Origin of the sequence: Paraburkholderia sp. BR10936, from assembly GCF_040965735.1 — a bacterium.
Classification (GTDB): domain Bacteria; phylum Pseudomonadota; class Gammaproteobacteria; order Burkholderiales; family Burkholderiaceae; genus Paraburkholderia; species Paraburkholderia nodosa_A.
The window spans coordinates 35,893-62,582 of record NZ_JBFRCM010000007.1 but is presented as its reverse complement, the minus strand read 5'-3'; the positions used below and the strand labels follow the sequence as shown (position 1 = coordinate 62,582).

Below are 26,690 nucleotides of genomic sequence, written 5' to 3'. Positions count from 1 at the left end.
CCGTACATGCGGGCGCTCATCGGCCTGCTGGGCGGCTATACGATCCTCGTTTGCGGGAACAGCCTCCTCACGACGCTGATCTCGCTGCGCATGCTGCAAGGTGAGCGCACCGCACTCGACGTCGGCCTCGTGCAATCGTGCTATTACGTCGGCTTTATCGTCGGCGCGCTGGGGCTCGGCCCGATCGTCGGGCGCATCGGGCCACAGCGCGCCTTCATCGGCTTTGGCGCGCTCGCCGCGCTCGCGGCGCTCGGCTATCTCTCGTTCGACTCCCCTGACATCTGGGCCGTGCTGCGGCTCATCACCGGCTTCAGCATGGTCGGCGTGTTCACCTCGATCGAAAGCGGCGTGAACGGCGCGGTGCCGAACGAGCGGCGCGGGCGTGCGTTCGCGTTTTATCTCGTGCTCACCTATCTCGGCGTCAGCGCCGGGCAGTTCCTGCTGGGCGTGGGGGCGCCCGGCGGCATCTTCGAGCATGCGCTCGTGAACGGCTTGTTCGTGACCGCGCTCATCCCGGTGGCGTTGATCGGCGAGTGGCAATCGGCGGGAGCCGGACCGCCCGCGCCTGCGGCCACGGCGCCGCCTTCCGCGCTCGCCACGCCGAAGCGCCCCACGCTGCTGCTCGACGGCCTGCGCGAACTGCACCGCGTTGCACCGCGCAGCGTGCCGGCCTGCATCGGCGCGGGGCTGCTTTCCAGCGCGTTCTATGCGCTCACGCCGGTGTATCTCGCGCGCATCGGTTATCCGGCCAGCGGGATTTCGCGCGCCATGGGTGTCGTGCTGATCGGCGCACTGCTTTCGCAATGGCCCGTGGGGCGGCTCTCGGACCGCCTCGGGCGGAGCGCCACGCTCGGCCTGATCTCGCTCGTCTCCGCGTGCGCGGCCGCGGCGCTTGCGATCCTGCGCGCACCGGTTCTCGTCGATACGATCCTCTTTCTCTACGTCGCGCTTACCTTCACGCTCTACGGCGTGATCGTCTCCGACGTGAACGACCGTGTCGATCAGGCGCGACGCGTGCAGACGAGCGCGACGCTGCTGCTCGTGTTCTCGCTCGGCGGCGCGGCCGGTCCCACCGTCGCTTCGCTGTTCATGCGTCTTCTGGGGGCGGGCGGGCTCTATGTGTTCGCGCTCGTCGTCACGCTCTCGCTCGCTGCGCTCTCACGTGCGCGGGGCGTCTGAATGGCGGCGCGGGCCGGTATACTGCGTCGTTTGCAGGAGGCGTCGTTTCGACATGGCGCCTGGAGCGAGGAGACGACCTTGAAGCGAAAGATGCCGGCGCTGAACGCCCTGAAGGCGTTCGAGGCGGCAGGCACGAGCGGCAGCTTCACCCGCGCCGCCGAGCAGCTGAACGTGACGCAGAGCGCCGTGAGCCGCCAGGTGCGCCAGCTCGAAGAGCAGCTTGGCGAGGCGCTGCTAGAGCGCCATCATCACCGGCTCGAACTGACCGAAGCCGGGCGTGCGCTGCTGCGCACGCTCCAGCAGTCGTTCGACCGCATCGAATTGACGGTGCGCACGATCCAGCAGAAGAGCGACCTCAACCGCCTGCGCGTGAACGCGCCGCCCACCTTCGCGAGCCGCTGGCTCGTGCCGCGCCTCGCGCATCTGCAGACGCGCCATCCCGAACTCGAACTGAGCCTCACCACGCATCTGCAAGACAGTCTCGCCGATTCGACGGCGCTGGACTGCGCGATCCGCTTTGGCGATGGAGAATGGGAAGGTCTCGACAGTTCGCTGCTGATGCACGAATCGCACATCGCGGTGTGCGCGCCCGCGCTGCTCGCGCAAGGGCCCATCGATCTCACGCGGCACACCTTGCTGCACGTGCTCGCGGGCGACAACCAGCGCTATCTCACGTGGCGGCACTGGCTCGACGCGGCGCGCATCGAGGACGTGGACACCTCGGGCGGCTACGAATTCGACCTGCTCGATCATGCGATCCGTGCGGCCATCGAAGGGCTCGGCGTGACGATGGCCGACCGCCACATGATCGAGCACGAGCTGGCCCAGGGGCTGCTCGCGCCCGTGCGTGACATCCACGTGGACGGCCGCCAGTCCTACTGGTTCGTGGTGCGGCCCGAACAGAAGGCTTCGAAGCCGCTCCGGCTTTTCCGGCAATGGCTTCAGGACGAAGTTGCGGCCATGCGCTGACGGCCCTGCGCAATGGCCTTCGCGGCGATGGCCTGATCGGCGTCTTCCAGAATCAGGTCCGCGCCCTTTTCCGCGACCATCATCGTCGGCGCATTGGTATTGCCCGATGTGATGTTCGGAAAGATTGACGCGTCCACCACCCGCAAGCCTTCGATGCCATGCACGCGCAGGCGCGCGTCCACCACCGCCGTGCGCGGGTCCGGGCCCATCGCGCAGGTGCCGCACAGGTGATAGATCGAGCCGCTTTGCTCGCGGAAGAACTTGAGCATGCTCGCGTCGTCGGTCACTTCGCCGGCGGGCGTCACCTCGGCTTCGGTGATGCCCTGCAGTGCGCGCGCTGTCATCAGCTTGCGCACGAGGCGGCTGCCCGCAATCGCTTCGTCGCGGTCCTTCTGCGTCGAGAGGTAGTTGCCGCGAATTTTCGGCGCGTCTTCCACGTTCGCCGAAGCGATCTCCACCGAGCCGCGGCTCGTGGGCCGGCAAGGATTGAAGCAGACGAGAAAGCCCGAGTACGGCTCCGGCGTGAGCTGCGCCCGATTGGATTTGGGAATCCGGTACGAAAGCGGATTGAAGTACACCTGCATGTTCGGGTGCGCCTCGTCCTGGCTCGTGCGGAAGAAGCCGCCCGACTGGTTTACGCTCATCGAGAACGGGCCCTTGCGCTGAAGCACGTATTGCAGTCCGAACTTCAGCTTGCCCATCCAGCTGCTGAATGAATCGTTGAGCGTCTTCACGCGCGAGCGATAGTAAAAGCTCACGCACAGATGGTCCTGCAGGTTCTGGCCCACCGCAGGCAGTTCATGCACCACGTCGATGCCGTGCTTCGCGAGCAGTTCGCGCGGGCCCACGCCCGATAGCTGCAACAGCTTGGGCGAATCGACCGCGCCGGCCGCGACGATGACTTCGCGATTTGCACGAAACGTGCGCTTCACGCCCTGCTGCACGATCTCCACGCCGATGGCGCGTTTTTGCGCCTCGTCGAACAGCACACGCGTGGCGCGCGCATGATGCTCGATCTTCAGGTTCGAGCGCTGCCCCGCGCGATGCAGGTAGGCCACGCTGCTCGAATCACGTTTGCCGTCGCGCGTGTTCACATCGTAGATGCCCACGCCTTCGAGCCGCGCGCCGTTGAAGTCCTCGTTGCGCTCGTAGCCGAGCTGCGTGCAGCCTTCGACAAAGGTGCGGCAAACCGGATGCGCGCCCTCCTTCATCGGCGTGATGCGCACGGGGCCGTTCGCGCCGTGCCACGGCGTGTCGCCGAGCGGATGCGATTCGAGCTTGCGGAAGTACGGCAGCACTTCCTGGTACGACCAGCCCGCATTGCCCGCCGCGGCCCAGTCGTCGTAGTCGCGCGCGGCGCCGCGCACGTAGATCATGGCGTTGATCGCGCCCGAGCCGCCCTGCACCTTGCCGCGCGGCGCGTAGATCGGCCGGCCGGCAAGCTCCGGCTCCGGCTCGCTGTAGTACATCCAGTTGTACTGCTTGTTGTAGTACAGCTTGGCGAACCCGATCGGGATCTTGAACCAGAACGAATCGTCGGGTCCGCCCGCTTCGAGCAACAGCACCGAATGACGCCCCGAAGCGGAGAGCCGTTCCGCGAGAATGCAGCCCGCCGAACCGGCGCCGGCGATGATGTAGTCGTAGTTCATCTGAGTGCTTCCGGTAGGTCAGCCGCGTGCGGGCGAGGTATCGCGCACGTCGGCGGGCTGGCTCGCCATCTGCAGATGCAGACGCTTGCCCGTATAAGGCGAGTGCGCGCGCACGACGTCCATGTCGAGCTCGACGCCAAGGCCCGGTGCCTTCGACGGGATGATGTAGCCGTCTTCCCACTGAATCGGCTGCTTGAGCACTCGTGCGTGGAAACCGTCCCACGTGCCGATGCTTTCCTGAATCAGGAAGTTCGGCGTGCAGGCCGCGAGCTGAATGCTTGCCGCCGCGCCAATGGGCCCGTTGTAGAGATGCGGCGCGATCTGCGCGTAGTGCACTTCGGCGAGCGTCGCGATCTTCTTCGCTTCGAGCAGGCCGCCCACGCGCGCGACGTTCAGTTGCAGGATCGACGCACCGCCCGCCTGCAGCAGTTTGTGAAATTCGTATTTGGTGGTGAGGCGCTCGCCCGTGGCAATGGGAATCGACGTGTGCTTCGCGACATTGGCGATGGCCTCCTCCTGGCCCGGCGGCACCGGCTCTTCGAACCACAGCGGGTCGTATTTCTCGAGCCGCTTCGCCAGCCGGATCGCCGAGGAAGGCACCATCTGTCCATGCGTGCCGAACAGCAGATCGGCCCTGCTTCCCACCGCTTCTCGCACCTTGCGGCAGAACGTTTCGCATCGGTCGAGCACGTCGAGCGAAAGCTGATGCCCCGAATAAGCCGTGTACGGACCCGCCGGATCGAACTTCACCGCGGTGAAGCCACGCTTCACGTTCTCGGCCGCGCATTCGGCGGCGAGATCGGGATCGTCGTAATCGTATTCGCCTTGCGCGTTCTTCGGGTACAGGTAGGTGTACGAACGAAGCCGCTCGTTTACCATGCCCCCGAGCAGTTCGTACACGGGCTTGTCCGCCGCCTTCCCGATGATGTCCCAGCATGCCATTTCGAGGCCGCTCACGATGCCCATCATCGTGAGGTCCGCGCGCTGCGTGAAGCCGCTCGAATAGGTCTCGCGGAACAGGCGCTCGACGCGGTGCGGATCGTGGTCCAGCAGGTAGCGCGTGAAGACGTCTTCGATCGCGCTCACCATCACGTCGGGATGGAACGTGGCCGCGTAGATTTCGCCCACGCCTTCGATGCCGCAATCGGTTTTCAGCGTAACGAAGATCCAGTACATGCCGCCGAGGTGCGGAGGCGGCACCGCGACGACGTTCGTTTCAATTGCAACGACTTTCATGGTTCAGGCTGTTTCAGGCAGGTTTGGAGTGGGTCATACGCTTGAGCACGAGCGCGGCGATACCGCCGAGCGTGCCAATGGCGGCGACATAGGCGAAATAGATCTGGTAGCCGAGCATGCCCGCGTAGTGCTCGGTGATATAGCCGTTCACGAGCGGCAGGAAGATGTCCGACGAATACCCGATCAGCGAAACGAGACCGATGGCGAGGCCCGTGATGCGCATGGGAATCGCGCAGTAGTCGAGCAGCGTCCAGTAGAGGCCGCGAATCGCGTAGGTCATGAGGCCGATGAACAGCACCACCGCGCCGAGAAGCGCCATGTTGCGCAGCGCGGGCAGCACGATCAGGCCGATCAGGCCCGCGACGGCCAGGAACAGCGCCCAGATCAGCACGCGCAGGTTCGACAGACGGTCGCCGAGAAAGCCGCCGCCGATGCCCCCGATGGGACGCATCCAGAGCTTCGCGGTGGTGACCATGCCGGCCGCCACGACGGTCATATGCATCTCACCCTGCTGGAGGTACGCGGAGAAGCTGTAAGTCGCCCAGAAGATCTGATAGCCGCAGAACACCACGGCTGCCATCAGCCAGAGCTGGGGAATCGCGGCGAGCGTCGCGAGATCGCGCCACAGCGAACCGTTCGCATTCGCCTCGACCGGCTTGCTTTCGGCATGCGCGGGCGCGGGGTCCTTGAAGAAGCTCATCAACGCGCCGAGTGCGATACACGTGAAGGAATACATATAGATCACGTGGCGCAGGCCCGCCGCTTCACCGCGTCCCGAGCCGGTTGCAGCGGCGAAGAGTGCGAGCGCGGCAGTGGCGAGCAGCGCTTCGACGAGCCCGCGTCCGCCATCGAGCAGCCCGAAAAAACGGCCTTGTTCGTTCGCCCCCGCGATCATGCGCACGCGTTTGAGCACGGACGCCCAGAACGTGAGGCCGGTCGTGACGCCCCAGAGGCAGAAGATCACGAGCAGCGCATGGAACGAGGGTGCGGTGGAGTACCAGAGGCCGAGCGCCCCGGTGCCGATAAGCGAAAAGCAGATCAACAGGCGCGGCGCGACGCGGTCGGCGAGCCAGCCGCTCGGCAGATAGGAAATGAAGAACACGATGCCGAGCACCGAGTAGAGATAGCCGAGTTGGGCGTTGTCGATATGCAGGACATCGAGCATCGTGGTCTGGTAGACCTGACGCAGATACAGCAGTGGATAGATACCGCCCGCGGCGAGCACGAGCAGCAGCAACTGCACGTAGCGCTGCATGGAGCCCGCTGCGGCGGGCGTGAGCGCTGCGGTTTCGGCGCGCGGCATCGCCGGCGCATTGGGCTTTCCGATGGACTTCTGCAAGTTTGTCTCCTGTCGACCAGAGTTGGCGCTTTAGCGCTTACTCTGGTCCCATGCAAAGCTGTCGACCAGAGTTAGTGCAAAGCACTTACTCTGGTCCCATGCAAGGCTGTCGACCGGCACGCGGGCGGTTGCCCGCGCGAGGCGTCTTTTCTTTATCTGCGACGCCCAGTTCAAGGGCGCCGTTGCTGCGATTAATCAGTATTTCGAACGGTCAGAACGGCATCACGACAAGGCGTGTCTGCGTGAATTCGAGCATGCCGTGCTTGCCGTCGTCGCCGCCGAGGCCCGAGCGCTTCCAGCCGGCGTGATAGCCCTGATACGGGTCCGCGGGCGTGCGGTTCACGTACAGCTCGCCGGCTTCGATCTCGTTCGCGACGCGCAGGGTCGAGCGGTAGCGCTCCGTAAAGAGCACCGACGAAAGGCCGAACTGGTGATCGTTGGCCATGCGCAGCGCGTCGTCGAGCGTCTCGTATGAAAGCACCGGCAGCACCGGGCCGAAGATCTCCTCCTGCACGATCTCCATGTCCTGGCGGCAATGCGTGAGCAAGGTAGGCGGATAGAAATGGCCCTTGCCTTCGGGCACGTAGCCGCCCGTTTCGAGCTTCGCGCCTTCGGCTACCGCACGTTCCACCATCGCGTGGATCGCCGTGCGTGCGCTCGCGCTCACTAGCGGACCCATGCGAGCGGCGTCTTCGGCGCGGTCGCCGAAGCGCACGGCGCCCATCTTCTCGCGCAGCAGCGCGACGAAGCGGTCATGCACCGAAGCGTGCACGTACACACGTTCGATCGCCGTGCAAAGCTGGCCGCAATGCGTGGTTTTCGAGCGCACGATGGCCGTTGCGGCCGCTTCGAGATCAGCGTCGTCTTCGATGATCGCGGGCGTCTTGCCGCCCAGTTCCAGTGACGGCTTCGCGATATTTTCCTTGCAGTAGTCGAGCACCTTGCGGCCCGCGCTCACGCTGCCCGTGAGCGTGATCATGCCGACGTCCGCGTGCGTGCAGAGCACAGCGGCCGTGTCGTGGTCCATGGCCAGCACGTTGAAAATGCCCGCCGGAAGTTCGGCTTCCTGCGCGGCGCGCGCCACTTCGAACGCCGAGCACGGCGTGTTGTTGCTCGGGCGCACGACCACCGCGTTACCGGTGATGAGCGCCGGCGCGACCTTGCGCAGCAGCGTGTACACGGGGAAGTTGAACGGAATCAGGCATGCGGCCACGCCGATCGGCTCGCGCATGAGAACGAGGTTTTCGTTCGCGCTGTCGCTCGGAATCACCTCGCCTTCGATGCGACGCGCCCACTGCGCGTGGTAGCGCAGGATTTCGGCGGCGTACTGTGCTTCGGCGGTTGCGTCCGCGACGCTCTTGCCCGACTCGGCGGCAAGCGCCGCGCCGATCTTCGGCGCGCGCGCCACGATCGCTTCTGCAAACCGGTTCAGGCTCGCGCCGCGTTCGGCGGCGGGCAACTTGCGCCAGTCGCGCTGCGCGGCCCTGGCGGCCACGACCGCGCGAACCGCGTCCGCGGCGCTCGCCGCGCTCACGTGGCCGATCGCGTCGCCGGTCGCGGGATTATGGACAGCGATCTGCGGCCCTTCGGCGCCGACGAACTGCCCATTGATGAAATTGAGGTCTGATCGCATGGATTGCTGCCGGTTTGGCGTTGCCGCCGCTTCACGAGAAAGGGCAGTATCCGTGCGGCATCGGGACGCCACAAACGATTAATTGTCGAGCGGAGCATGCGAAAAACGCATGCTCGCCGAAGCGGGCGCCGGGGCGGCAGGAGCCAAAGCGCGTGGCCATCGCACGCCTTGCTTGTTATAATTCGCTCAAGCGTACGAAACAAATCTAACGTTCGCCGGAACGCAGCACAGTCCGGCGCAGCACCCACTCCATGGCCAAAACCGACCGGCTGCGCGCCCTTGCCGACGCGCTCGCAAAACACAACGTCATGCACCTGCGCGATGCAGCCAGCGTGCTTGGTGTCTCCGAAATGACCGTGCGGCGCGACGTCGCCGCGAATCCCGAGCGTTTCACGTATCTGGGCGGCTATATCGTGAGCGCGCAGGACGTGCCCAATACCGCCGGCTACTCGCTCGAACACGAAAAGGACCACTTCGCGCAGGCCAAGGCGCAAGCGTCCGCGCACGCGGCAAGGCTCATCGCGCAGAACGACACCGTCTTCATCGACTGCGGCACGACGCTTGCCGCACTCGCGCGCCTCATTCCTTCCCAGCTGCAGATCACGGCGGTGTGCTATTCGCTCAACGTGGCCGAGATTCTGCGGCGCATGCCCAATGTGCGCATGATCCTGCTGGGAGGCGTGTATGTGCCGTCGTCGGATTCGTTTTCCGGCGAGGAGAGCCTGGAAACGCTGCGCCGCATGGGCATCAACAAGGCGTTTATTTCAGCGGGCGGCGTGGACGCCGCGCGCGGCGTGACGTGCTGGAACTTTCACGAAGTGGCGCTCAAGCAAGCCGCCATGGCCAGCGCCGTAGAAAGCCATCTCGTTGTGGATGCCAGCAAGTATGGCATCGTGAAGGCGTGGCGCTTTTCGCAGCTGGACGACTTCAATTCCGTCATCACCGAGAAAGGCCAGACGCTGCGCGCGCACAGCGCATAAGCGCCGACCGGCCGTGCGGCGCCGGCCTCGCGCCAATAGTCTGCCGACTCAGCCGCGCCGGCGCAGCGCGAACAGCGTGCCGGCCACCAGAATGAACGCGCCGACAATCACCTTCTGCCACGTGCTCGGCACGCCCACGAGAATCAGCACGTTGTTGATGAGCGTGACGAGCGCCACACCGAGCAGCGTGCCCACGACCGTGCCACTGCCGCCGGTAATGCGCGCGCCGCCCAGAATCACCGCCGCGATCACGTCGAGTTCCGAGCCCACCAGGTCAAACGGATTGGCAAGCCGGTTGTTCGCCACGTGCAAAATGCCCGCCACGCCGGCGAGAAACCCCGTATAGCCGAACACGAACAGCCGGATCGCGCGCAGGTTGAAGCCCAGCCGCTCCGCAATCGCCGTGCTGCCGCCCATGGCGTAGACGCCGCGCCCCATCATCGTGCGATTGAGCAGCCACCACGTGAGAATCGCGCCCGCCACGAGCGCGATCGCGGAAACCGGCAGCACCGCGTTGAGCCCATCGGCGGTCTTGTAGGCGATGAGCGGAATGCGGCCGAAGTGATCCATGCTGTGCGGGATGTTCATGAAGAACGTCGTGCCCACGAAGGTAAGCAGCAGCCCGCGATAGAGGTATTGCGTGCCGATCGTCACGATCAGCGAGGGCGCCTGCAGCCGGTGCACGAGCATGCCGTTGATGACCCCGAGCACGATACCACCCACGGCGCCCGTGAGCAGAATGAGCGCGAACGGCGCATCGGGCCACCACGCGAATACGGCCTTCGTGATCGCGTACATCGTGAGCGCGCCGATCGCCGTGAACGAGACGTCGATGCCGCCCGACGCCAGCACGACGAGCGTGCCCAGCGCGAACAGCGACGTGATCGTCGCCGAGTGCAGCAGGTCGAACAGCGTGGCCCACTGGAAAAAGCGCGGGTTGATGGAGGCGACGATCACGCACGTGATAACGATCAGCGTGGCCGTGAACCATTCGGGGTTGCGGGCGAGCTTCGCGCGCCAGTTCAGCGGTACGCTCTGGCGCGCGACTTCGACGGTGTTGGACGACGTGCTCATTGTCTGATTCATGCTCATGCGGTGTCCGGCAAAACGTTACGCGAAATTCAGGCTGCCTCTGCAAGCAGCGCACGGTACAGCTCGGCTTCGGTCAGACGATCGGCGTGGTGCTCTTCAGCGAGGCGGCCCTTACGCATCATCAGTACGCGGTCACAGTTCTGCAGCAGCTCGGGCAGGTCGTCGCTCACGAGCAGAATGCCGATGCCGCGCTGCGAGAGCCGCTGCATGATGCGATAGATGATGTCCTTCGAGCCGACGTCCACGCCCACGGTCGGCCCGTGGAGGATCAGCACGTGCGGGTCGATGGCGAGCCAACGGCCAATCAGCACGCGCTGCTGGTTGCCGCCCGAGAGCGACTGCACGGCCTTGTCCACATCGGGCGTGGCGATCTGCAGTTCCTTCACGGTGTTTTCGGCCAGCGCGCGTGCGCGCGTGCGATCGATCTGGCCGAAGCGGTCGCGCAGGCTCGCGATCATCGCCGTGATCACGTTGTCGCGAATCGGCTTGTCGAGGAAAAGGCCTTCATTCAGACGGTCTTCCGGCACATAGCCAATGCGCGCACGCCTCGCGTCGCCGGGCGTCGAAAGCTCGATCGCGCGGCCTTCGAGCACGATCTCGCCCGCATCGGCGGGCGCGACGCCCGCAAGCGCGCGCGCGAGTTCGTTGCGGCCCGAATCGAGCAGACCCGTCACGCCGAGAATCTCGCCGCGATGCAGCGTGAACGACACGTCGCTGAACAGGCCCGTGCGACCCAGACCGCGAACGTCGAGCAGCACGTCGGCTTCGGCCGCGACGTTGCGGTAGCGTTCGGTGGAAAGCTCGCGCCCCGTCATCAGTTCGCTCAACTGCGCCTTGGTGTAGTTCGTGATCGGGCCTTGCGTCACTTTCTGGCCATCGCGCAGCACGATCACTTCGCCGCCGATCGCATAGCACTCGTCGAGCTTGTGGCTCACGAACAGCACGGTCACGCCCTGCGCGCGCAACTGGCCGAGCACGGCAATGAGGTTGGTCACTTCCTTTTGCGTGAGCGAGGTCGTGGGCTCGTCCATGATGACGAACTTCGCCTCGCTCGCAATGGCACGCGCGATCGCCACGAGCTGGCGAGTGGCGAGCGGCAGTTGTTCGATGAGCGTCGCCTGGAAGTCGGCGTCGCCCGGCAGGCCCACGGCCTTCAAGGCGCGCTCGGCCGTGCGCGCGAGTTCGCGGCGGTCGAACGTGCGCGCGAGGCGCCCCGCGTGCTCAGCGAGTTCGGTCGTGAGCCCGATGTTTTCGGCCACGTTCATGTTGGGCAGCAGCGAAAGATCCTGATACACAGTCTCGATGCCCGCCGCGAGCGATTCGAGCGGCGTGAGCCGCGCGTGGCGCGCGCCGTCGATCACCAGCTCGCCTTCGTCCGGCGGCTGCGCGCCGGAGATGATCTTGATGAGCGTGCTCTTGCCGCACCCGTTCTCGCCGAGCAGGTGATAGATCTGCCCGCGCTCGAACGCGAGCGTCACGCCGCGCAAGGCGTGCACGCCCGTGAAGCGCTTGTGCACGCCGAGCACCTGCAATAACGGTTCTGAAGCCATGTCGTCTCTTCGTGACGTTGCGACGAAGCGCGCGCCGGGCTGCGAGCCCGCTGCGCGCGCCACCTTCTACCGATCAGAAGTTGTATTGCTTGTAGTTCGACTTGTCGACGCTCACCCAGCCCTGGCCGCGCACGATGATGCCCTTGCCCGGACCCTTCGACACCGTGACCTTCTCGTAACCGGGCAGACCGAGGTTCGCGCCGTTCTCCACGGTCTTGCCGTCGATCAGCATCATCGCGATCTTGTTCATGGCGATGCCCGCCAGCTTCGGATCCCAGAACGCAATGCCGTTGATCGCGCCGCTTTCGAGGTACTTGCCGGCCTCGGTCGGCAAGCCGGTGCCGTACACGCAGATCTTGCCCTGCAGGCCCGCTTCCTCGACGGCGCGGCCAATGCCGATCACGTCGAGCGACGACGAGCCCTGGAAGCCCTTGATGTCAGGATGCTTGCGCAGCACTTCCTTGGCCACTTCATACGCGTGCTCGCCGTCGTTGTTGGTTTCGAGGTTGGTCTCGACGAGCTGCATCTTCGGGAACTTCTTCTTCGCGTTGTCGATGCCGCCATTGGCCCACTGCACCTGCGAGCGGCTGCCGAGCGAGCCGACCATCGTCGCCCACTTGCCATCGTCGTGCATGCACGAGGCGAGGCGGTCGTTGAGCGCGGCACCATAGGCGGAGTTGTCGAACGCCTCGACGTCGACCATCGTGTTCTTTTCGTTGTCGGCTTCGTGCGTGACGACCTTGATGCCGCGGTCCATCGCCTTCTTGAGCGCCGGTTCGAGCGTGGGCGGGTCATACGGCACGACCGCGATCGCGCTCACTTTCTTCGCGATCAGGTCGTCGATGATCTTCAGTTGCTGCGCGGCGTCCGCGCGGCCGGGCCCGGTCTGGTAGACCGAAACTTTCGGGTTGTCCTTGCCGAATTCCTTGACGCCGTCGTCCATCCGATTGAACCAGCTGATGCCGGTCACCTTCACCACCGTGACGATGGTCGGGTTCTCCGCCGCATACGCCACGGCCGCCATGCCAGCGGCAAGTGCACACGCCGTGATCGCCACACTGAGTCGCTTGATCTTCATGTTCGATGTCTCCGTTTTTTATTAGCCGATTAACCGTCGCCCCGAAAGAGATGGCGGCGGACCTCCGAGGCACGAGGGCCGCCTGCTACACAGTTCGGCTGGTCAGCCCGAAGTCCGCCCTTTGCCAGCAGACGGGGAGCCGCCGAAACCGAAAATCGCGCGCACCCGCTCGCCGCCCGCGAACGCGAGCGAGAGCAACAGCAGGAAGCCCCAGGCGCAATCGCCAAAAAACTGCGAAACGCCCATCAGATTGAAGAGGCTCGAAAGGAATTGCAGCACCGTCGCGGCGAAGAACACGCAGATGATGCGTCCGTAGCCGCCCGCCGGATTCACGCCGCCCATCACCGCAATGAGAATGGCGATCAGCAGATAGGAATTGCCGTAGTCCCATTTCGCGCTGAGCGTGTGCGAAACGCTCACGAGCCCGGCGAGCGAGGCGAGCACGCCGCACATCGCGTAGGTCATGATCAGCATGCGCGCGCGCGGAATGCCCGCATAGAACGCCGCGCGCTGGTTCGTGCCCATGAGGTAAAGGCGCAGCCCGAACGGCGTGCGCCTGAGCAGCCAGCCCAGCAGCACGACCACGGCCACGAATAGCAGGAACGAAATCGGTATCTGGAAGAACGTGCCGTTGCTGATATCGGCGAGCGGTTCGACATAATCCACGTGCACGGAGGCGCCGTTGCTCAGCGCCACCGCGAAGCCCGTGAAAAGCAGTTGCGTGCCGAGCGTGCAGAGAATGGGCGTGAGCCCGAGGCGCGCAATCACCACGCCGTTGAGCAGACCGCCAAGGAGCCCCATCCCAAGCACGATCACGATGAAGAGCGCCGTATAAAGCGCGGGCGAATCGTCGCCGCTCACGAAACGCGGCACCACCAGCGCGGCGATCATGCCCGAAAGATTCGCGAGCCCCACGCCGGACAGGTCGATGCCGCCGTTGCCTGACAGCATGGAGAGCATGATGCCGAGCGCGAGTAGCGCGACTTCGGGCAGTTGCGCGCCCATCGACTGCAGGTTGTCGATGCCGACGAACTGCCCGCGCGACACCCAGACCGCAACCAGCACGACCAGCAGGTTCACGGCCAGCAGGAAGTTCAACTGCCGGTCACCGAACCATTTGGCAAAGAGTGCAGACTTCATGGACCTCATCCTTTGCGGTGTGTTTTCACCTGGCAACGTTCAATGCGCGCTGGCGCTCGCCGTGCGCGCGAGCATGGCGTCGACTTCTTCCTTGCGCGGCATGGAGGGCGCGGTGCCGGGGCGCGTCACGGAAATGCCTGCCAGCGCGCAGCCAAAGCGTGTGGCCGTGAGCGCGTCGTCGCCGCGCGCGAGCGCCGCCGCGAAGCCGCCCGTAAAGCCGTCGCCCGCACCCGCCGTTTCCACGACCGGGCCGCAGTTGAAGGCGGGAAGCAGGACCGAAGCATCGCGCGTATGGAGCAGCGCGCCGGCTTCGCCCAGCGTCACGATGACCGCGCCCGCGCCCTTGGCGAGCAGCACGTCGGCGGCGCGGCGCGCGTCGGCGGCGTTGCGGATCTCGATGCCCGTGAGCGCCTGCGCCTCGGTCTCATTGGGCGTGATGTAGTCGCAAAGCGGGAAGATGTCGTCGGGCAGCGCCATGGCGGGGGCCGGATTGAACACCGTCTTCACGCCATGCCGGCGCGCGAGTTCGAGGCCGCGCCGCGCTGCCGCGAGCGGCTGCTCCAGTTGCGTGACGAATACCTGGGAAGCCGCAATATCGGCTTCGATCGCTTCGGCGTCGCCGGGCTCCATCGTGGCCGCTGCGCCCGCTGCGACGATGATCGCGTTCATGCCGGTCGTGTCGTCCACGAAGATGTGCGCCGCGCCCGTGGCCAGTCCGTCCACGGCCTGGGTGCGCGCCGTGATGCCTTCGGCGGCCCACGTCGCCCGCGCGATGTCGCCGAACGCGTCGTTGCCCACACGCGTGCAGAACACCACCTGCGCGCCCGCGCGCGCGGCGGCCACGGCCTGATTCGAGCCCTTGCCGCCCGGTCCCATCGCGAATGCCGATCCGGCGAGCGTCTCGCCGATCATCGGCATGCGGCTCGCGCGAAATGCGAGATCGGTCACATAGATGCCGAGGATGACGACGCGTCCGCTCATTGGCCCTGCTCCCTGCCGCGCGGCGCGTCGGGTGCGAGCAGCACGCCTTTGGTGAACACGAAGCAGCCGTAGCCGCGCGTTTCGCCCGTGGCGATCACGCAGTAGGCCTTGCGGGCGCGCGCATAGAACGCATGGCGCTCGATGCGCGCGAACGGCACGGCGCGGCCTTCCGCTGCGTCGACCTCGGCCTGCGCTTCGTGCTGCACGGCGGGAATCGTGTTGGGTTCGCCGACCACTTCCATGCGCATGGCCGGGGCTTCGACGAAGGTGTCGAGCGGCAGCACGGAGAGGATCGCGCGGACGGCGCGGGGCGCATCGGCGCCGTCGATGCGCAGGAGCTTGCCGAGCACCGTGGCGCGCGCAACGGAGTCGGCGGGAAAGTTGGCGTCGCAAACGACGAGTTCGTCGCCGTGACCCATCGCGCGCAGCGCTTGCAGGACATCGGCGTTCAGAAGCGGGTCGAGATTCTTCAGCATGCTTTTGTCTCCATTGATCTGGCGTTTTCTTGTTCGAAGCGCTCAGTCGCCGTACGGTATCCAGATGTTCTTCACCTGCACGGCATGGCGCAGGAACGGCAATCCTGCGCTCGTCCGGTCAAACCAGTCAACCTCCCGGCCATGATCGACGAAGGTCCGCTTCAGGTTGCCCACCGACTCGCGCTCCACGAGGGACGAATCGGCCGCCGTGCCGAAGCACCAGAGCGCGTCCACGTCGTCGTGCTTCGCGAGGGCCGGCAGCAGCGCGGCGCGCTCGCCGGTCAGGATGTTGAGCGCGCCCGCAGGCACATCCGAGGTTTCCACGACCTGATAGAAGTCCGTTGCCGCCAGCGGGCACGCCTCGCTCGCCAGCGCCACGACGCGATTGCCCATTGCGAGCGCCGGTGCGATCAGCGAAACGAAGCCGAGCAGCGGCGCTTCGTCGGGGCAGGCGATGCCGACCACGCCCAGCGCCTCGTGCATGGCGAGCGCGACACCGCGCAACGGCGGGGTATGCACCGCGCCATCGAACTTGTCGGCCCACGCCGCGTAGCTGAAGAGCCGGTCGATCGCCATCTCCACTTCATGCCCGGCCGCGCGCGCGTCGTGCCCGGCGCGGCGCGTGAGTTGCCGTGCGAATTCTTCGGCGCGCGCGCTCAGGTTTTCCGCGAGGTAGTACAGCACCTGGGCGCGAGCGTGCGTGCTCATCTGCGTCCACTTGCCCGCGCCGCGCGCGGCGGCAACGGCGTCGCGCACGTCCTTGCGGCTGCCCGCACCGACTTCGCCCACCCATTCACCGTTTGGTGCGTAGATGGCGTGTGAATAGCCGCTATCGGGCCGTACCTGTTTGCCGCCGATAAAAAGCTTCGCAGTGCGATCGAGACCGCCGCCCGCGTGCGCAAAGTCTGGCGCCGGCGGGCGCACCTCACGTTGCGCGCGCATCGGCAGCTTGCTCCATGCGGCCGGCTTCAGATATTCGAATACGCCTTCGCGGCCGCCCTCGCGCCCGAAGCCCGATTCGCGATAGCCGCCGAAGCCCACGCTCGCGTCGAACAGGTTCGTCGCGTTGATCCACACCACGCCGCATTGCAGGCGCGGCGCGATGTCGAGCGCGCGCCCGATGGTCTCGCTCCACACGCTCGCGGCGAGGCCGTAGCGCGAATTGTTGGCGAGCGCCACGGCCTCTTCCGGCGTGCGAAAGCTCATGGCCGCGAGCACCGGCCCGAAGATTTCCTCCTGCGCGAGCGTCGATGCAGGCCCGATGCCCGTCACGAGCGTCGGCGGATAGAAGCAGCCGCCCGATGGCAACTCGACTTCGCGCGGCTGCCACACGTTGCAGCCTTCGCGCCGCCCGGCTTCCACGAGCGACTCGATGCGTTCCAGCTGTACCGGATCGACGATCGCGCCAATGTCGATGCCCTTGTCGAGCGAGGGCCCGACGCGCAGCGTCGCCATGCGGCGCTTGAGCTTCTCGATAAAGCGCGCCTCGACGCCCTCCTGCACCAGCAGCCGGGAACCCGCGCAGCATACCTGGCCCTGGTTGAACCAGATCGCGTCCACCACGCCTTCCACGGCGCCGTCGAGGTCGGCGTCGTCGAACACGATGAACGGCGACTTGCCGCCCAGTTCTAGCGTGAGCGACTTGCCCGTGCCGGCCGTGGCCGTGCGGATGAGGCGGCCCACTTCGGTCGAGCCCGTGAACGCGATCTTGTCGACGCCGGGATGCTCGACGAGCGCCGCGCCCGTGCCGCCGTCGCCCGTCACCACGTTGAGCACGCCCTTGGGCAGGCCGGCGCGATGCGCCAGTTCGGCGAACAGCAGCGCGGTGAGCGGCGTGTATTCGGCGGGCTTGAGCACCACGCAGTTGCCGAGTGCAATGGCGGGCGCCACTTTCCACGCGAGCATCAGCAGCGGGAAATTCCACGGCACGATCTGGCCGATCACGCCGAGCGGCGACCAGCCTTCCAGCTCGCTCTCCTGAAGCTGCGCCCAACCCGCGTGATGGAGGAAATGGCGCGCCACGAGCGGCACGTCGATGTCGCGCGTCTCGCGAATCGGCTTGCCGTTGTCGAGCGCCTCGAGCACGGCGAAGAGGCGGCTGTGGCGCTGCACCATGCGCGAGAGCGCGTAGAGATGCCGCGCGCGCGCCGCGCCGCCCATGGCGTACCACTCGGGCTGCGCCGCGTGCGCTGCCGCGACGGCCGCCGCTACGTCCGCCGCACCGCCTTGCGCCACGGCGGCGAGCGCCTCGCCCGTGGCGGGCGCGCGTACTTCGAAGCGCGCGCCATCGGCACTTTCGCGCCACGCGCCGTCAATGAAATGCCCAAACGCGGCCTCGTGCTGCGCGAGCCACGCGCGCACGGGCTGATCGTCCTCGGGGGCGGGACCGTAATCCATCGTTCGGAAATACTCGGCTACGCTCATCGGTATGGTCTGCTCAGGCTACGGGGTGGCGGTGGAAGGCGGAATAGCGGCCGCTCACATGATGTTCGAGTTGGCGCTCGATGTCGGCGAGCAGACTCGACGCGCCGAAGCGGAACAGCTCGGGCTCGAGCCAGGGCCGGCCCAGCTCTTCCTTCATGAGGATCTGGTACGCGAGCGCGGTTTTGGCATTCGATACGCCGCCCGCGGGCTTGAGGCCCACCAGCGCGCCGGTGCGCTCGCGGTATTCCCGAATCATGCGCACCATCACGAGCGAAACGTCGAGCGTGGCGTTGACCCCTTCCTTGCCCGTGGATGTCTTGATGAAGTCCGCGCCCGCCATCATGCAGACCATCGACGCGCGGGCGATGTTCGACAGCACGCGAATGTCGCCCGTGGCGAGAATCGCCTTCAGATGCGCGTCGCCGCAGGCCGCGCGAAACTCGCGCACTTCGTCGTAGAGCGCGCGCCAGTTGCCGGTGAGCACGTGCTCGCGTGTGACGACGATGTCGATTTCTTCGGCGCCGTCCTTAACGGAGGCCTCGATTTCCTTGAGCTTGAGCGCGTGCGGATTGAGGCCCGCCGGAAAACCGGTGGAAACTGCCGCGACGGGAATACCACTGCCCGCCAGCGCGTCGACGGCGGCCGCGACGAAGCGGTGGTACACGCACACCGCGCCTGTCGTGATGGCATCGGGCGCGAAGCCGAGCGCCGCGAGCAGGTCGGCGCGCACGGGGTGGCGCGCCTTCGTGCACAGGCGTCGCACGCGGCCTTCGGTGTCGTCGCCGTTGAGCGTGGTGAGATCGATGCAGGTGATGGCCTTCAGGAGCCACGCGGCCTGCGCGTCCTTCTTGACCGCGCGGCGCGTGCCGAGCGTGGCCGTGCGCCGCTCGACGGCGGACTGGTTGACGCGCAAGGCGTCGAGCCACGCCGCGTCGAACGCCACGCCGGCGTTGCGCGCTAAATGCGCAGCATGCTGGGCGGGCGCGCCGCGCAGCACGACGAGCGAGTTCGTTGAGGCTTCTGACATAGGCTGGGTGGCGAATTTGTGCAATGCACATCAAACCGTGGTGGTTTATTCGCACTCATCCTATACCGATGAAACGATCGTGACAATACTCGTTACAATCCTATCTATCGGGCTCGGGACTTGGGAACGCTGACCCAGACAGCGGTTTAGAACTGCAACCGATACCGTACGAAATCGTCGGCTTGCGCGAATTCGTCGTAGAGCTTGCGCGCGGGGTTGTCCTCGCGCGTATGCCAGTAAAGACGCGACCATGCGCGCGAACGCGCCAGTGCGATGAGGTCTTCGATGAGCCGCCTGCCGATGCCCTGGCCGCGGCAAGCGGGATCGACGAACAGGTCTTCGAGGTGGCAAATGGGCGCATCGACCCATGTGCCTTCATGCAGCACACACATTCAGGAGGTTGCCGCTTCTCTCAAGCTCGCAAGCGACGCGCGCTGCTGGCCTTGCGCGTCGAAGTTCTCTTTCGAGAGCCACTTCTCGAATGCGGATTTCGCGAGCGGCCAATCCTGGTCGATGATCGCGAACCACGCGGTGTCGCGGTTACGGCCCTTGTACACGATCGCCTGGCGGAAAATGCCCTCGAACTGGAAGCCCAGACGCAACGCCGTCTTGCGCGAAGGCGCGTTGAGGCTGTCGCATTTCCATTCGTAGCGCCGGTAGCCGAGATCGTCGAACACGTAGCGCATCAGCAGGTACTGCGCCTCGGTGGAAAGCGGCGTTTGCTTCAGGCGCGGCGAAAACGTCACGCTGCCCACTTCGATTACGCCATGCACCGGCTCGATGCGCATGAGCGCGAACGTACCCACGGCCTTCCCGCTCGCGCGGTCGATCACGGCGTAATGGAACGGGTCGCTCGATGCAGCCGCTTTCGCGAGATATTCGCGAAACGCGGCGAAGTCGGTGAAGGGCTCGGAGAACAGGTAGGTCCAGTCGCGACCGTCGGCCGCCGTGCCGTAGGCTTCGAAGAGATCGGCGGCGTGGCGGTCGAGGTCGATCGGCTCGATGCGGCAGAACCGGCCCTCGATCGTCACACGCGCCGGCCTTTCGCGCGCTTGCCAGCCGGTGACAGGGTCCCCGATGGGCTGCTGGAATTCGTTCAGTCTTGCGGACATGCGTGACAAGCTCCTCTTGCGCGGGACGTAGCCAATATTCGCGTTAAGTTACCGCATGTCGTGGTTCTGTGGAAAGGTCCACGAACGGTAGGGTGCGTGGAACCACGCAGCGCACACCAATTGTTCAGTTTTCCTCTGCTTTTCGATTCCCGCCTGCGTGCGCCATTGCGGATCACCGACGCCCACCCGCAAGCCGCACCGCATCGGGATGCCGCCGCAACCGCAGCATCGCCACACAGCCGAGCGCCGGTCCCACGGCCAGCATGCCGAAGCCGCCCCGCCATCCTAGCCACGCCACCGCGTACGGCACGAGATGAATGCTCACCAGCGTGAGCAGAAAACCCGCGCAAGTCTGCGCGGTCAGCAGCGTACCGACCGAGTCCGGGTCGGCCAGTTCGGCCACGCTCGCCGAAAACTGCGCGGAATCGGCGATCACCGAGACGCCCCACACGAGCGCGACCGCGCCCATCACGATGAGCGGCGCGTGAGCCAGCCAGCCCATCAGCGCGGCACACGTTGCGCTCGTCGCCATCGCGCCGACCGTGACGGCCGTGCGCCCCACGCGGTCCGCCAGCACGCCGCCGAGCCACGCGCCCGCCGCGCCGATCGCGATCACGCTGAAGGTCATCCACTCCGCGCGCGTGCGGGCATTGGCCATGCCGCGCGCGACGAACGTCTGCTGCAGGAACAGCGCGAGCCACGCCCACATCGCGTAAAGCTCCCACATGTGGCCGAGGTAACCGAGATTGGCGAGCCGCAAGGCGGGCCGCCGCCACGCCTGCGCGACCTTCGCAACGTCGATGCGCGTGGCGCGCCGGATATTCGGCCCGATGCCCGCAAAGCCGATCAGCACCGCGGCGCACGCCGCGCACGCCGCGGCGACGCCATAGATCGTGCGCCAGCCGAGCCCGCCCGTGGCCGCCAGCAGATGCGGGCTTGCCGAGCCGAGCGTGAGCGCGCCCACGAGCAGGCCGACGAGCAGACCGAGATCGCCTTGCGCCCAGGTGGCCGCGAGCCGCATGCCGACGGGATACACGCCCGCCATGCACATGCCCGTGATGAACCGCAGCGCAACGACCGCACCGCCGACCGGCGGCAGGAACGCGAGCGACGCCGTGGCCACGGCCGCCACGAGCGCGGAACCCGCAAGCAGCCGGCGCAGATCGTAGCGGTCGGGCAGCGAAAGCAATGCGGACGTGATGGTGCCGGCCACGAATCCGCACTGCACGGCGCTCGTGAGCAAGGCTTCGTCGAAGGCGGCAATGGCGTGCGCCTGCTTGATGAGGACCACCACGGTGCTCGACGAAAACCACACGCCCATCGCCGCCACTTGCGCGAGGAGCAGCAATGCGAGCGAGGCGGCCTTGCCGCGTTGCGCCGCGCCAAGCCCCGGCGGCCCCGTTTCGTCCGACGAGCGGGAACCGGCAGCGCCTTGGGAAGGCGTGCGCGTCACGCTCAGGCCGCCGCCGCTGCCGCTTGCGCCTGTGCGAGCACGCGATGAAACGCGCGGCCGAACCAGATCAGCCCGTCGCGCCCGCCCACCATGCGCGCCGCCTTGATCTCACAGAAGAACACCGTGTGCGTGCCGACTTCGGTCGTGCGCGCGATGTGGCAATCGAACGAACTCACCGCGCCGCGCAGCGCGGGCGCGCCCGTTTCGAGCCGATACCACTCGGCGAGCGCGAAACGTTCGTCCATGTCGATGTCTTTCGTGGCGAAGCGCGTGGCCACCTCGCGCTGATCGGCCGCCAGCACGTTCACGCAGAGCCGCCCGTTCTCGCGCAGGATCGCGTTGTTGCGGCTCGTGCGATTGATGCAGACGAGCAGCGTGGGAGGCTCGTCCGTCACGCCACACACCGCGGACGCCGTACAGCCGGCGCGCCCGGCGTCGCCATCGGTGGTGACGATGTTCACGGCGGCGCCAAGACCGGACATGGCGTCGCGAAAGAGGGATTTGTCTACCATATTCTCGCCCGCTTGCCGCGGTCTCCTCGTAGCGGGAATTCAGTGCCCGATTTTCATGCGTGGCTCATGCCTCGCTCATGCCTCGTTTACGCGCGCACCGCGATACTGCGCTGCCGCGTGAGAGGCCGGCAGGCGCGCGCGGCCGGAGAGCTTTTCGCGCAGGGTGCCCTCACGATACGCGCTTTTATACACGCCACGTGCTTGCAGCTCAGGCACCAGCAATTCGACCACGTCGTCGAAGCATTCCGGCACCACCGTGCGCGAGAGATTGAAGCCATCCACGCCGGCCGTTTCGCTCCACTCGATCAGCGTTTGCGCGATGCTCTGCGCAGAGCCGACCCACGGCGCCTGACGGCTGCCAAGCACCATCTGCTCGAGCAGCTTGCGGCGCGTCCATTGCGGCCCGGCGCTGCGCGTCATGGCCTCGACGTTCGACACGATCGCCTGGCTCTTGCCCGTCTCGATGGGCTCGTCGAGGTCGTAACGCGCGAAGTCGATGCCAAGCGACGCCGCCGCGTGCGCGAGCGCCGCTTCCGAACTCACGTAGCGCCGGTACTCGTCGAACTTCTCGCGCGCTTCGCTATCCGTGCGTCCGACGATCAGCGTCGCGCCCAGAAAGACCTTCACGTCGTCGGCCGCGCGCCCGAGTTGCACCGCTTGCGCCCGAATGTCTCCGACGATCTCCTTTACGCCTTCCCTGTTCTGACCGTTGATGAACACGCATTCGGCGTGCGTCGCGGCGAAACGCCTGCCGCGCGTGGACGACCCCGCCTGGTACAGCACCGGCGTGCGCTGTGGCGACGGCGCGCACAGATGCATCGCATCCACCTTGTATTGCGGCCCGCGATGATGAATCATCCGCACGCGCGCGGGATCGGCGTAGATGCCGCTGGCGCGATCGTTGACGACGGCGTCGTCGTCCCAGCTGCCTTCCCAGAGCTTGTAGACGAGCGCCATGTATTCGTCGGCCAGATCGTAGCGGTCGTCGTGAGCGTTCTGGCCGTTCATGCCGATGGCGCGGGCCGCGCTGTCGAGGTAGCCCGTCACGATGTTCCAGCCGATGCGCCCGCCCGTGAGATGGTCGAGCGTGGACATGCGCCGCGCGAACAGAAACGGCTGTTCATACGTGAGATTGGCCGTCACGCCAAAGCCCAGATCCTGCGTCACCGCGGCCATGGCGGGAATGACGAGCGTGGGGTCGTTCACGGGCACCTGCACCGCGCCGCGCAGCGCGGCGTCGGCATTGCCGCCGTAGACGTCGTACACGCCGACGACGTCGGCGAAGAAAATGCCGTCGAAGAGGCCCCGTTCGAGCTTCTTCGCGTAGTCGGTCCAGTACTGGAGTTCCGTATAGCGGCTCGACTGGTCGCGCGGATGTGTCCACAAGCCTTGCTGAATGTGGCCCACGCAGTTCATGTCGAAAGCGTTCAGACGGATTTCACGTGGCATGCCGGCTCCTTTTGGGCGCGCTCGATGCCATCTACTATAGTAGACGAACGGATACTGGTGAAACCTGGGATTGATCCGGTGTTGGTGGAAAGTACTCGGGCGAACTTCGCCTGCCGGCTTCACTAAATGTGATGCCACCCATCACGGATTGTCATTTGTCCCGCTCGACCGGGTGGCGTATGTTTGCCGGGACGCAGCGCTGCAGTTGGCGCGTGCCGGGCTCCGATCGGCGCGGCGCGGGCAGCGTGGTCCCGTTATTTCCTGGCGATGCGATATTGGCAGATGAGCCGGCCTTCGCGTAAGCAGTGCTCGCTGACCGGGCGGCCAGTCGCCTCGGAAAAATACGCTGCGAGCGCGCGACATACGCATGGCGTTTCACGCACAGCACCCGCAACCGGGCAGCTGTAATTGCGGACCATGATTGCGTCACCATCGGGGACGGCTTCCGTGTGCGCGCCGAGCGCGTCGACGATTGCCATGGCGTCGGCGAGATTCGTCTTGAAGTCGCGTGATGCGGGCAGGCCGTTCTCTTGCGCAAGGCGGCGGCCCGTTTCCGTGAGGATTTCCTCGAGCTCACGGTCGTCGAACCGATGCTTGAGTGTGGCGAGAAGGCCGAGCAGGAACCCGGGGTACGCGCTCGACGATGCATCTTCACTGCCCGGCGCGGCCTCATAGAGGACTGCCGGTTTTCCCGGAGTCCCGGTTTGCAGCAATTTCCGCCGTTGAACGAGCCCCTCCGCTTCCAGTTGCTTCAACTGCATGTTGATCGCCGTGCGCGTCACGGCAAGCCGCTCGCAGAGTTGGACGACAGTCAACGGTTCTCGTTGCAGCGCGCGCAAGACGTCGTTCTTGGTAGTCACGGGAAAGAGGTGTGGATCAGCAGGCGTAGCGGGCGATTATAGCCCCGCCCTGGACGGGACCATATTAACCATAATGACATATATAATTGTCATTATTGTCGATATCGACTAGACTTGCGCTGTCTCGTCCAGCCCTCATCCAACCGAAGAGTCCCCAAGCATGAACCGATCCGTGCCCCGTTTTTCGTTAGCGATCCTGTTAGCCCTGTCGACGGGGCAAGCCGCGAATGCCCAGACAACGGCATCCCCGCCCGCTCAGAAGTCGACCCCGGTACAACTCGTGGACGCCCTGAATGGGGTATTCGGCAAGCATCCGTACGCGCGGGCGGTGCATGCGAAAGGCATCGTGCTCGAGGGCACTTTCACGCCCAGCGCGAGCGCGCCGGCTGTGAGCAAGGCGCCGCATTTCCAGACCACTGTCCCCGTCGTCGTGCGGTTTTCGAACTTCGGCGGCATTCCCGATATTTCCGACGACCATCCCCTTGCGTCCCCTCGCGGCATGGCCATCAAGTTCAAGCTGCCGGACGGCAGCGACACCGATATCGTCGCGCACTCGTTCAACGGGTTTCCTTCCGCGACGGCCGACGATTTCCGCGATCTGCTGATTGCCCTCGGAACGAGTGGCCCGAACACACCGAAGCCGACTCCGCTGGACGTTTATCTGGGCAGCCATCCGGTGGCAAAGGCATTCCTCACCGCCCACAAGCCATACCCGCGCAGCTATGCGTCACTGCCCTACTTCGGGGTCAACACGTTCAGGTTCATTGATTCGAAGGGCGTCGTGACGTACGGGCGCTATCAAATCCTGCCGGTTGGCGGCGCGCACTACCTGGCGGATGCCGACGCAGCAAAGAAGGCGCCAGACTACCTGCAGTCGGAAATCCGCCAGCGCGTATCGCATGCGCCCGTGCGGTTCCGTCTCGTTCTGCAGATCGCTCAAGCGGGCGACAAGCTCGACGATCCGTCCGTAGCGTGGTCGAGCGCGCATCGCACCGTGGAACTGGGCACGATCTCGATCACGAAAGGCGTGGCGGACAATCAGGCGGCCCAACGTAGTCTGTTGTTCCTTCCCAACGCCTTGCCGGCCGGCATCGAAGTCGAAGACCCGATGATCAATGCGCGTTCCGCTGCCTACCCGGTCTCGTTCGCACGCCGCCAGCAATAGTCGCCAAACTCAAATCGTGAATCCAGGCGCTCCAGGTCTGACGGGCTATCGGAGTGCCACCCTCACGCTGTCCCACTCAAGGAGAAGTTCACATGCCAATGCTCAAATTCGACATCATCGAGGGCCGCACCGACGAACAGGTGCGGGCGCTTCTCGACGCCGCCCATGAGGCCATGGTCCAGGCCTTCGATGTACCCGTTACCGATCGCTACCAGAGCGTCAACCAGCATCGTCCCGGCGAACTGGTGGTGGAAGACACCGGACTCGGGTACACACGATCGAGAGACGTCATCTTGCTCACGGCGGTGAGCCGCAAGCGCACCGAGCCGCAAAAGGTCGAGTTCTATCGCCTGCTCGTCGAAAAGCTGCAAACCCAATGCGGCATTTCGCCGGACGACGTCATCGTGTCGATCGTCGAGAACGACGATGCGGACTGGTCCTTCGGCCGCGGGCGCGCGCAGTTCATCACCCGGGAACTGACATAGCGTCGCGAGGTGGGGGGGCCACGGTAAAACTGCAGCAACAGTCGCGCACCGGCGAGGAGCCATTCAAAATCTCTGCGCCTGAGCGATACGCCACAAGCCGGCCCGTATAATCGACTCATGGACCGACCGCTCACCGACCCCACCTCCGCCATTTCCACGCGCGTGCGCATCGAGCGCGAATCGCGCGGCTGGTCGCTCGCGGACATGGCCGAGCGCTCGGGCGTTTCCAAGGCGATGATCAGCAAGATCGAGCGCGGCGAAGCGAGTCCTACCGCTACCGTGCTCGGCCGGCTTTCGGGTGCCTTTGGCCTGCAGCTGTCCATGCTGCTCGCGCTCGCGGAGCAAACCGGCGAGCGTTTGAGCCGCGCCGCCGACCAGCAGATCTGGCAAGACCCCGAAACCGGCTACACACGCCGGGCCGTCTCGCCGCGCAACGGCGGCATGCTCGACCTCGTGGAGATCGCGTTGCCGGGCGGGGTTCGCGTTGCGTATCCGGCGTCGGCGTTCACGTTCCAGCATCAGCAGATCTGGGTGCGCAGCGGCACGCTGGTATTCGAGGAAGGCGAGCAGGTTCACACGCTCGAAGCCGGCGACTGCCTGCAGCTCGGGCCGCCTGCCGACTGCGCGTTCTTCAATCCGGGCAAGGGCCCGTGCGTGTACGTTGTTGCGCTCGTGCGTCGCTGACTGCGAGCATTTGGACAACTAACCGAGGGTGGGCGCTCATCCCTCCACCCGCGCCTTCACGATCTTCCCTCGCTGCGGCACATATTCAATCCGCTCGCCCTCACCGGCCACCATGCCGATGTCGGTGAGCGGATTACCATCGAGCACGACCATATCGGCAATCGCACCCGCCGCGATCACGCCCAGTTCGCCCTTCAGTTCACTGCGTATCGTTGAT

General features: G+C 65.6%; 22 protein-coding genes and 2 pseudogenes. 6 read left to right on the top strand and 18 right to left on the bottom strand.

Annotation, left to right across the window (positions count from 1 at the left end):
• The first annotated feature begins 6 nt into the window (after positions 1-6).
• Together AB4Y36_RS16710 and AB4Y36_RS16705 are read left to right on the top strand one after the other, a co-directional pair.
• Positions 7-1,179 carry an MFS transporter gene (locus AB4Y36_RS16710; RefSeq protein ID WP_069267007.1) on the top strand — a complete coding sequence of 391 codons (1,173 nt, stop codon included), beginning with the start codon at positions 7-9 and terminating at the stop codon, positions 1,177-1,179.
• Between the two features lie 90 nt (positions 1,180-1,269).
• Complete coding sequence (locus AB4Y36_RS16705) at positions 1,270-2,148, top strand: LysR substrate-binding domain-containing protein (protein WP_368683729.1); 879 nt, start codon at positions 1,270-1,272, stop codon at positions 2,146-2,148.
• Here AB4Y36_RS16705 and AB4Y36_RS16700 read toward each other — a convergent pair.
• From AB4Y36_RS16700 to aldA, 4 genes are all read right to left on the bottom strand, one after another.
• Positions 2,121-3,797, bottom strand: coding sequence for a GMC family oxidoreductase (locus tag AB4Y36_RS16700; protein ID WP_368683599.1), 1,677 nt, complete (start codon positions 3,795-3,797; stop codon positions 2,121-2,123). The genes AB4Y36_RS16705 and AB4Y36_RS16700 overlap by 28 nt on opposite strands.
• Before the next feature lie 18 nt (positions 3,798-3,815).
• A complete protein-coding gene (locus AB4Y36_RS16695) occupies positions 3,816-5,033 on the bottom strand; it encodes a mandelate racemase/muconate lactonizing enzyme family protein (protein WP_368683598.1) in 1,218 nt (405 codons plus the stop codon).
• 13 nt (positions 5,034-5,046) lie between these two features.
• Entirely contained in the window at positions 5,047-6,336 is a 1,290-nt protein-coding gene (locus AB4Y36_RS16690; RefSeq protein ID WP_368683728.1) for a nitrate/nitrite transporter, read from the bottom strand.
• Between the two features lie 247 nt (positions 6,337-6,583).
• A complete protein-coding gene (gene aldA, locus AB4Y36_RS16685; RefSeq protein WP_368683597.1) occupies positions 6,584-8,005 on the bottom strand; it encodes an aldehyde dehydrogenase in 1,422 nt (473 codons plus the stop codon).
• Positions 8,006-8,256: 251 nt separating this feature from the next.
• Between aldA and AB4Y36_RS16680 the strand changes: the two genes are divergently transcribed.
• Positions 8,257-8,985 carry a DeoR family transcriptional regulator gene (locus AB4Y36_RS16680; RefSeq protein ID WP_368619175.1) on the top strand — a complete coding sequence of 243 codons (729 nt, stop codon included), beginning with the start codon at positions 8,257-8,259 and terminating at the stop codon, positions 8,983-8,985.
• Positions 8,986-9,033: 48 nt separating this feature from the next.
• Here the strand turns inward: AB4Y36_RS16680 and AB4Y36_RS16675 are convergent, their stop codons facing one another.
• From AB4Y36_RS16675 to AB4Y36_RS16615, 13 genes and pseudogenes are all read right to left on the bottom strand, one after another.
• A complete protein-coding gene (locus AB4Y36_RS16675) occupies positions 9,034-10,077 on the bottom strand; it encodes an ABC transporter permease (RefSeq protein ID WP_069267013.1) in 1,044 nt (347 codons plus the stop codon).
• Positions 10,078-10,106: 29 nt separating this feature from the next.
• Entirely contained in the window at positions 10,107-11,627 is a 1,521-nt protein-coding gene (locus tag AB4Y36_RS16670) for a sugar ABC transporter ATP-binding protein (protein WP_368619174.1), read from the bottom strand.
• 73 nt (positions 11,628-11,700) lie between these two features.
• Positions 11,701-12,705 (bottom strand): autoinducer 2 ABC transporter substrate-binding protein, encoded by a 1,005-nt coding sequence (locus AB4Y36_RS16665; protein ID WP_069267015.1) that lies wholly within the window; start codon positions 12,703-12,705, stop codon positions 11,701-11,703.
• A gap of 102 nt (positions 12,706-12,807) precedes the next feature.
• The gene (locus tag AB4Y36_RS16660; protein WP_368605141.1) at positions 12,808-13,845 is read right to left on the bottom strand and encodes an ABC transporter permease; all 1,038 of its coding nucleotides are present in this window, start codon (positions 13,843-13,845) and stop codon (positions 12,808-12,810) included.
• Positions 13,846-13,884: 39 nt separating this feature from the next.
• Entirely contained in the window at positions 13,885-14,826 is a 942-nt protein-coding gene (gene rbsK / locus AB4Y36_RS16655; RefSeq protein WP_368683596.1) for a ribokinase, read from the bottom strand.
• On the bottom strand, positions 14,823-15,302 hold the full coding sequence (locus tag AB4Y36_RS16650) for an RbsD/FucU family protein (protein ID WP_368683595.1): 480 nt from the start codon (positions 15,300-15,302) through the stop codon (positions 14,823-14,825). Before AB4Y36_RS16650 ends, rbsK begins: the two co-directional genes overlap by 4 nt.
• A 42-nt stretch (positions 15,303-15,344) precedes the next feature.
• The gene (locus tag AB4Y36_RS16645) at positions 15,345-17,726 is read right to left on the bottom strand and encodes an aldehyde dehydrogenase family protein (protein WP_368683594.1); all 2,382 of its coding nucleotides are present in this window, start codon (positions 17,724-17,726) and stop codon (positions 15,345-15,347) included.
• A gap of 13 nt (positions 17,727-17,739) precedes the next feature.
• A complete protein-coding gene (gene deoC / locus AB4Y36_RS16640) occupies positions 17,740-18,753 on the bottom strand; it encodes a deoxyribose-phosphate aldolase (RefSeq protein ID WP_368683593.1) in 1,014 nt (337 codons plus the stop codon).
• Between the two features lie 146 nt (positions 18,754-18,899).
• A pseudogene (locus tag AB4Y36_RS16635) lies at positions 18,900-19,865 on the bottom strand (GNAT family N-acetyltransferase).
• Positions 19,866-20,037: 172 nt separating this feature from the next.
• Positions 20,038-21,318, bottom strand: coding sequence for an MFS transporter (locus AB4Y36_RS16630; RefSeq protein WP_256094914.1), 1,281 nt, complete (start codon positions 21,316-21,318; stop codon positions 20,038-20,040).
• Positions 21,319-21,320: 2 nt separating this feature from the next.
• On the bottom strand, positions 21,321-21,830 hold the full coding sequence (locus tag AB4Y36_RS16625; protein WP_342949391.1) for a flavin reductase: 510 nt from the start codon (positions 21,828-21,830) through the stop codon (positions 21,321-21,323).
• Between the two features lie 75 nt (positions 21,831-21,905).
• Entirely contained in the window at positions 21,906-23,279 is a 1,374-nt protein-coding gene (locus tag AB4Y36_RS16620) for an LLM class flavin-dependent oxidoreductase (protein WP_368683592.1), read from the bottom strand.
• A gap of 254 nt (positions 23,280-23,533) precedes the next feature.
• Positions 23,534-24,139, bottom strand: coding sequence for a helix-turn-helix transcriptional regulator (locus tag AB4Y36_RS16615; RefSeq protein ID WP_368683591.1), 606 nt, complete (start codon positions 24,137-24,139; stop codon positions 23,534-23,536).
• Between the two features lie 280 nt (positions 24,140-24,419).
• Here AB4Y36_RS16615 and AB4Y36_RS16610 point away from each other — a divergent pair, with 280 nt between their 5' ends.
• From AB4Y36_RS16610 to AB4Y36_RS16600, 3 genes are all read left to right on the top strand, one after another.
• Positions 24,420-25,304, top strand: a complete 885-nt coding sequence (locus AB4Y36_RS16610; protein WP_368683590.1) for a catalase family peroxidase — start codon at positions 24,420-24,422, stop codon at positions 25,302-25,304.
• A gap of 92 nt (positions 25,305-25,396) precedes the next feature.
• Positions 25,397-25,789, top strand: coding sequence for a tautomerase family protein (locus tag AB4Y36_RS16605; protein ID WP_069267026.1), 393 nt, complete (start codon positions 25,397-25,399; stop codon positions 25,787-25,789).
• Between the two features lie 117 nt (positions 25,790-25,906).
• Positions 25,907-26,473 (top strand): XRE family transcriptional regulator, encoded by a 567-nt coding sequence (locus tag AB4Y36_RS16600; RefSeq protein WP_069267027.1) that lies wholly within the window; start codon positions 25,907-25,909, stop codon positions 26,471-26,473.
• 36 nt (positions 26,474-26,509) lie between these two features.
• On the opposite strand, the pseudogene AB4Y36_RS16595 reads toward AB4Y36_RS16600, so the two are convergent.
• A pseudogene (locus AB4Y36_RS16595) lies at positions 26,510-26,689 on the bottom strand (amidohydrolase family protein); the annotation flags it as partial.
• Position 26,690 lies beyond the last annotated feature (1 nt).